Here is a 6,755-nt window from a genome sequence, read left to right as displayed (position 1 = left end):
CGTGGTCTGCGCCAGCGAGATGCCGTCGTTAGCGTTGCGCTGAGCCTGGCTCAGGCCGTTGATGTTGGCGGTGAAGCGATTGGCGATGGCCTGGCCGGCTGCGTCGTCCTTGGCGCTGTTGATGCGCAGGCCCGAGGACAGGCGCTGGATCGCGGTGTTCAGCGACGATTGCGACGAGCTCAGGTTGTTCTGAGTCATCAGGGACAGCGTATTGGTATTGATGGTCATCGACATGGTACAGCTCCTATTTTTATCACAGTAGGTAGTTCAATCCGGCTGTTGCCGCAACGCTGGCTGCCTGGTAAAGCAGGGCGAGAAGTGCCACCGTTGTTTGGGTTATCGGTTGGGGCCGGGAAAGATTTAGAGTGATCTTTGCGATGAACAGATACCGGGATGCGGATAGGAATTGCGATGGAGATGGCCGCGGCCGGCTTGGCAGCCTGCCACCCGCGGCATGGCCTAGCGGCGCTTGCGCGTGCGCGGGGTATATAAGCTGACGAAATCCGGCGAGCTCTCCGCGCCGGGCACCGACGCGATGGCCTCGGGCGCATGGGCGGGCGTGATCACGGCGATGGCGTGCTTGTAGATGACTTGCGGAAGCGGGTCCTGCGGCGTTTCCGCCAGCAACACCATATAGCTGTCCGAGGCCACGATCACCCCGTGCAGGCGGATGCCGCTGGCCAGGTGCACCACGACCGGATTGCGGCTGGCAATGTGGGTAGACAGTTGTAGCTGCTGCAGCCTCCTGCTTGGCCGATCGATCCTGCTTTCCTTCTTCTTCACAACGTCTCCGGAAGAGCCCGCGCGGGTTCTGGCGGCTGGCGAGGATCCGGTGACCGGACCCGGGCAATTGGGTTGGTACAGCACTGCTGGGCGCGGGCTGCGGCGTGGCCTGGGCGGGGCGGGAAATGAAACATCCGCTCTCGGTGCTGGCGCTGTAACTGGCTGCCCGGGGCGCGACCGGCCGCGGCGTGGGCCGGACTGGTGGATCCGATGCTGCCCCGCAAACGTTGGCGGTGGGTGCCGCCAGAAGAGAAGGGGAATACTTCAGGGGCGAGGGTAACAAAATTTTACAAATCTGGACGGTTGGGCGGCATGCCGGAATTAGAGGATTTCCTCTAATAATGCACTTGCGTCACAATGTTCATCCGTAAGGGATGTGCCATTGTGCCGCAAGTCCCAACGCCACCTGCGCCTGCGCCCCCGTGCGGCACGGGTTTGCAGGCAGCAAGGTGGCCCTGGCCTTTTGGCGAGGTGCCTCCCATGTCGAACAATCATCACTTGCGTGGTATTTTCGTCACTTTTTCTATCAGAGATATCCCTGATAGAAATTGGATTTACACCTCATGTAAGCGCGGTTTATATTTGCTATGGAGCCTTTCGGCTCTTCGCAGTCCTGGAAAGCCTACGAGCACCCCGCGCGTGGGCTTCTTTTTTTTGCGCCACTTGTTTTGTTTGTGCGCCTCCGGCGACAAGCGCCGAGGGCGGCACTTCGGAGTGCCTGAGTGTCATTAGACGACAGGTCGCGCTTCGTCAATCACTCGAATTGCCGGGCTTTTTGCCCCTATATCTCCTTTCTTTTTCGCATTTTCCCTTTTATTTGGCGAAATCGCCGCGTAATCCTCAAGCTTGCCCCCTTGCTGCCGTTAAGCCCGCGGTGCGGCGTCGAGCCGGAAGTGTGTCCGGAGCGGGAAAAAAGCGCTCGCGATGAAAGCAAAAGGAGCCGGAAAACATGCGTTGGTTGCGAAACTTTGGCATTGGGGCGCGCCTGACGATGGCGTTTGCGGTAGTGGCATTGTTGCTCGTTGCCGTTGCCGTGTTGGGCATGACGTCCCTGCGCACCATGAACGAATCGATGCGCATCACGGTGCAAGGGCGGCTGTTCAAGGTGCTGGACATCGAGCGCGTCAAGCAGGATGCGTTGTCGATCGGCATCCTGGTGCGCGATGCCACCCTGAATGAGGATCCCGTTGCGGTAAGGCGCAATGCCGAGCAGATTCTCGCGCTGCGCCAGGATATGGGCGCCACGCTGGACGAACTGGGCAAGTGGCTTTCCACCTCGGCCAAGCCGGAAGTCCAGGAAACCTATCGCCGCCTGACCGAGGCGCGCCAGGGCTATAACGGTCAGCTCGACATGGTGCTGCGGCAGTTGCAGGGCAACGAGTTCGACGGCGCCCGCAGCGCGCTGGTGTCCACCTTGTCGGCGGCCCAGGCACCCTATTTCGACAAGCTCGGCGAGTTGGCCGAGACCGGGCGCAAGGTGGCCCTGGCCGCGGTGCAAGAGGCGAATGCCAGTTATGAGATGGCCCGCAACCTGCTGCTGGGCCTGGCCGTGGTGGCAGTGGCCCTGGCCGCTGCCCTCGGCATCGGCATTACGCGCTCGATCACGCATCCCGCGCGCCATGCGCTGGAAGCGGCACAGGCGCTGGCGCAAGGCAACCTGACTTATGCCATCGAGGCGCGCAGCGACGACGAGATGGGCAGCATGCTGGGTGCGCTGGAGCGTGCTTTTGGCCAGCTGGCTGCGCTGGTGCATGGTATCCAGGGCGCGTCGCGCTCGATTGACGGCGCCACCCGTGAAATCGCCAGCGGCAATACCGATCTTTCCCAGCGCACCGAAGAGCAGGCCGCTTCGCTTGAGCAGACCGCGGCTTCGATGGAGCAACTGACTTCCACGGTCCGGCAGAACGCCGCCAATGCGCGCCATGCCAACGAACTGGCGGCCAGGGCTTCCGGCGTGGCTACCGAGGGCGGCCGCGCCGTGCGCAGCGTGGTCGAGACCATGCAGCATATTTCGCAGTCGTCGGCCAAGGTGGCCGAGATCGTCGGGGTGATCGAAGGGATTGCCTTCCAGACCAATATCCTGGCGCTCAATGCGGCCGTGGAAGCGGCCCGCGCCGGTGAGCAGGGCCGCGGCTTCAGCGTGGTGGCGGCCGAAGTGCGCAGCCTGGCGCAGCGCTCCGCCTCGGCTGCGAAGGAAATCGGCCAGCTGATCCATGGTTCGGTGGGGCAGGTGGCCCACGGGGCCAGGCAGGTGGAAGACGCCGGCCGCACCATGGACGATATCGTCGGCGCGGTAAAGCGCGTGACCGACATCATGGGCGAGATCGCCGCCGCGAGTGAAGAGCAGTCGTTGGGCATCGAGCAGGTCAACCGCGCCATCAGCCAGATGGAAAGCGTGACGCAGCAGAATGCCGCGCTGGTGGAAGAGGCTGCCGCTGCCGCCGAGAGCCTGCAGCAGCAGGCCGCGGGGCTGGTGGGCGAGGTCTCCCGGTTCCAGGTGACGCCGGCGGAAACGCTGGCCGCGCAGCCGCTCCGGGCTGAGCGGGCCGCAGCCGCCCCGCGCGCGGCTGCGGTGTCCCGCGCGGCACCGGTGCCGGCCGCCCGGCGCCCGGCACCGCATGCCGGCGCCAGGAACCATGCGCCGGCGCGCCCGGCAGCGGCACCGGCAGCACCGAAGACGCCGGCTGCGGCACCCGTGGCAACGGCGGTAGCGCCCAAGGCGACTCCCCGGCCGGCCGCCGCCGCGCCGCGCGCTGGCGCGGTCCGCACCGGCCGCCAGCCCGTGCTGCCCAGCAAGGCCCGCGCACCGGTGGTGCGCCAGACGCGCGAGCCGGTGCTGTCGGCCAGAACGCAGCCGTCGGCACGGCAAGCCAAACCTGCCATGGCCGCCCCGGTGGCAGCGCGCCGTGCCGCGCGCACGCCGGCTGCCGCAGGCCTTGCCGTGGCCGGCGGCGACTGGGAATCCTTCTGAGCCTCCCGGAGAGGCGAGGGCTGGCAGCGCTGCCAGGGACAATGCAGGGCGGAAGGCTTCGGCCTACAATAGCGCCCTTGTATACAAAATAACAGGCAGGAGCGCGCCGGCGCGTCCGCGGTGCCGGCATCGCGCTTCATGTCCCCGCAGCGCTTCTCTCCCCCAGCCCGCCCATGACCGCCGTTTCCCAGCCATTGCTCGCGATGGCTACAACGCCCCCATCCTCCACGCCCGCCGCGGCCTCCTCATCCCTCTCTGGAAACGGCCCGCCGGCAGTGCCGCCGGCGCCCGTGATGCAGGTCATCTTCGGCCTGATGCTGGCCATCCTGCTGGGTGCGCTGGAACAATCGATCGTGGCCGTGGTGCTGCCGGAGATTGCGCTGCAGCTCAATGGCTTCGAGGTGATGGCGTGGGTGGTTTCGGCCTACCTGGTGGCATCGACGGTGGTGACGCCGATCTACGGCAAGCTGTCGGATCTGCTGGGGCGGCGGTCCGTGCTGTCGTTCGCGATCGTGCTGTTCTTCCTGGCCTCGGTGGCCTGCGCGATGGCGCAGACCATGCCGCAGCTGATCGTCGCGCGCATCCTGCAAGGGCTTGGCGGCGGCGGCCTGATCTCGGTGTCCCAGGCCACCATCGCCGATGTGGTGCCCCTGCGCGACCGTGGCCGCTACCAGGGCTATGTGAGCGGTGTGTGGGCGGTGGCCAGCATGGCGGGCCCGGTGATCGGGGGCTACCTGGCGCATTACCTGTCGTGGCGCTGGATTTTCTGGATCAACCTGCCGCTTGCGCTGATCGCCCTGGTGGTGGTGCGCCGGGCGCTCAAGCACCTGCCGGTGGGCGGGCGCCGTCATCGCATCGATTATGTCGGCGCATTGCTGTTCGGCGGCGGCCTGACCGGCGTGCTGGTGTTCCTGACCCGGCTGGGGCAGGGCCAGTCGGCCCTGGCGGCGCAGACACTTGGCCTGCTGCTGGCAGGTCTGGCGGCCCTGGTGCTGTTCGTCTGGCAGGAGCGCCGGGTTGCCGATCCGATGATCCCGCTGGCCATGCTGCGCGTGCCGACGGTGACGATCTGCTGCATCACGCTGTTCCTGTGCTTCTTCCAGCTGATCGCCATGTCCGTGCTCCTGCCACTGCGTTTCCAGGTGGTGGGCGGCGCGCAGGCCGACGCCGCGGCGCTGCGGCTGGTGCCGCTGACGCTGGCGATCCCGTTCGGCGCGTTTATCTCCGGCCGGCTTATGTCGTGGAGCGGCCGCTACAAGCCGCTGCAACTGGTGGGCTCCCTGGTCGCGCCGCTGGCGATCGTGGCGCTGGCCTTCGTCGATCCCCATGCGGTGCTGCTGACCGCGCTGGTCATGGTGGTGCTCGGCTTGTCCATCGGGCTGCAACTGCCCAGCGGGCTGGTGGCGACCCAGAACGCGGTGCCCCCGAACCAGGTCGGCGTGGCCACGGCGCTGACCGCATTCTCGCGCATGCTGGGCGGAGCGGTAGGCGTGGCGGTGCTGACCACGGTGCTGATCGGGTTGCTGCGCCATAGCGGCATGGGCGTGGCGGACCTGCGCGGCGGCGAGGACATCCTGATGAGCATGTTCCACCGCGCCATGGTGGGCGGCGATACGGCCGACGCCGGCGCAGTGCGGGCCGCTGCCGAGGTGGCGTTCCGTACGCTGTTCCTGCTGAGCGCGGCCGTCTCCCTGGTGGCGCCGTTCCTGGTGGCCCGCCTGCCGGAGGCCACCCTGCGCGGCAGCAGCAGTACCACCACCGTTGCCGCGAGCATGGATTAAGCGCTGCCGGGCTCCGGTGCTGTCCCGGAGCCCGGCGCGCCGGCCGTGCTTTTGCCCAGGAAGCCGAACTCGACAGGCGTCTTGGCGTAGAACACCTGGATGTCCTCCTGCGCCAGCCGGTCGAACAATCGCTGCACTTCGTCCGCGGTGGCGATCACGGTGATCTCTTCGGGCCGGTCGGCCAGTTCCACGAAATGCCAGGTGTGAAATCGGTGGTCATGGCCGATGCCTTCGGCCGCCACTGTGTGCGTGGCGCCGCGAATATGCAGTTCCCGCAGGATCTGCAGCAGCCAGTGCGATAACTGCTTGCCGTGGTGGCGGCGATTCTCGACGGTGAACAGCGTGAGCTGGAAGCCTTGCACGTTAGCCCCTCCTATGCGTCCCAGCGGCGGTGTACGCGTGCCGCGGCCGCGGCATCGACGGCGCACCGCGACAGGGTGCTGTCTGCAGTTTAGGCCAGCCGCGGCGAGCGATCCCGTGTGACGATCCGCCGGGAGCGGGCGGCCCGCGCCGGCCTTTCCGACGCTTTCCTGACCGCCTGCCTGCCGATCGCCGGCATTTTCTTCCCAGCGCGCCTGCGCCGCGCACCGGACCACGGATCGGCGATGTTCTCAGGGATAACCCTAGTCTCCTTCCTTTGGGAGGGCGGCTATATTCTGTTTGGTTCCATTTATGGTTTTGTGTTTTGCATATGAAACAAGCCAGCGTTGGAGCGAGGCAGTCGTCTTATCCACTCCAGGTCAGGCCTTTCCAATGCATTATCAGAAGCGTGAAATCAAACTCCGGCGTGCGATACGCAGGACGGCACTGGCCTGCCTGGCGGCCGCTGGCACGTGGCAAGGCGCCGTACCCGCGGCCCGGGCGGATCCGGCCGCCGCGTGCGGCACGCTGCGCATCGTCGTGCCGTTCCCGGCGGCCGGCCCCGCCGACCTGCTGGCCCGTACGCTCGCGCAAGGCCTGCACCAGCGGCGGCGCGTCACTGTGGTGGTGGACAACAAGCCCGGCGCCAATGGCAATATCGGCATCGACGCGGTGCGCCGCGCGGCGGGCGACGGCTGCACGCTGCTGGTCGCGCCGGCCGGCAACCTGACCATCAACCCCATCCTGTTTCCCGCGCTGTCCTACCAGGTGGAGCGCGACTTCCGTCCGGTTTCCCTGCTGGCGAGTTCGCCCAATGTGCTGGCGGTGCATCCGTCGGTCCGGGCCAACTCGGTGCCGGA

6 protein-coding genes and 1 pseudogene are annotated in these 6,755 nt (G+C 66.5%); 4 read left to right on the top strand and 3 right to left on the bottom strand.

Translation table 11 applies throughout. The features are described from left to right. A pseudogene (locus P3W85_RS39575) lies at positions 1-234 on the bottom strand (flagellin FliC); the annotation flags it as partial. 225 nt (positions 235-459) lie between these two features. After that, on the bottom strand, positions 460-783 hold the full coding sequence (locus tag P3W85_RS39570) for an RNA chaperone Hfq (RefSeq protein WP_276268826.1): 324 nt from the start codon (positions 781-783) through the stop codon (positions 460-462). Between the two features lie 949 nt (positions 784-1,732). Between P3W85_RS39570 and P3W85_RS39565 the strand changes: the two genes are divergently transcribed. Both P3W85_RS39565 and P3W85_RS39560 read left to right on the top strand, forming a co-directional pair. Continuing rightward, a complete protein-coding gene (locus tag P3W85_RS39565; RefSeq protein WP_276268825.1) occupies positions 1,733-3,754 on the top strand; it encodes a methyl-accepting chemotaxis protein in 2,022 nt (673 codons plus the stop codon). Positions 3,755-4,047: 293 nt separating this feature from the next. Further along, complete coding sequence (locus P3W85_RS39560; RefSeq protein WP_276268824.1) at positions 4,048-5,535, top strand: MDR family MFS transporter; 1,488 nt, start codon at positions 4,048-4,050, stop codon at positions 5,533-5,535. On the opposite strand, the gene P3W85_RS39555 is transcribed toward P3W85_RS39560, so the two are convergent. Beyond that, positions 5,532-5,897 carry a DUF190 domain-containing protein gene (locus P3W85_RS39555; protein WP_276268823.1) on the bottom strand — a complete coding sequence of 122 codons (366 nt, stop codon included), beginning with the start codon at positions 5,895-5,897 and terminating at the stop codon, positions 5,532-5,534. The genes P3W85_RS39560 and P3W85_RS39555 overlap by 4 nt on opposite strands. A gap of 117 nt (positions 5,898-6,014) precedes the next feature. Between P3W85_RS39555 and P3W85_RS39550 the strand changes: the two genes are divergently transcribed. Then, entirely contained in the window at positions 6,015-6,230 is a 216-nt protein-coding gene (locus P3W85_RS39550; protein WP_276268822.1) for a hypothetical protein, read from the top strand. A gap of 58 nt (positions 6,231-6,288) precedes the next feature. Continuing rightward, positions 6,289-6,755 (top strand): tripartite tricarboxylate transporter substrate-binding protein (locus P3W85_RS39545; protein WP_276268821.1); only part of this gene is annotated, 467 nt, incomplete at its 3' end.

The sequence above is a fragment of the Cupriavidus basilensis genome (assembly GCF_029335485.1).
In the GTDB taxonomy this organism is placed as follows: Bacteria; Pseudomonadota; Gammaproteobacteria; order Burkholderiales; family Burkholderiaceae; genus Cupriavidus; species Cupriavidus basilensis_E.
The sequence above is the reverse complement of the archived record's forward strand: the minus strand, read 5'-3'. Positions and strand labels throughout refer to the sequence as shown.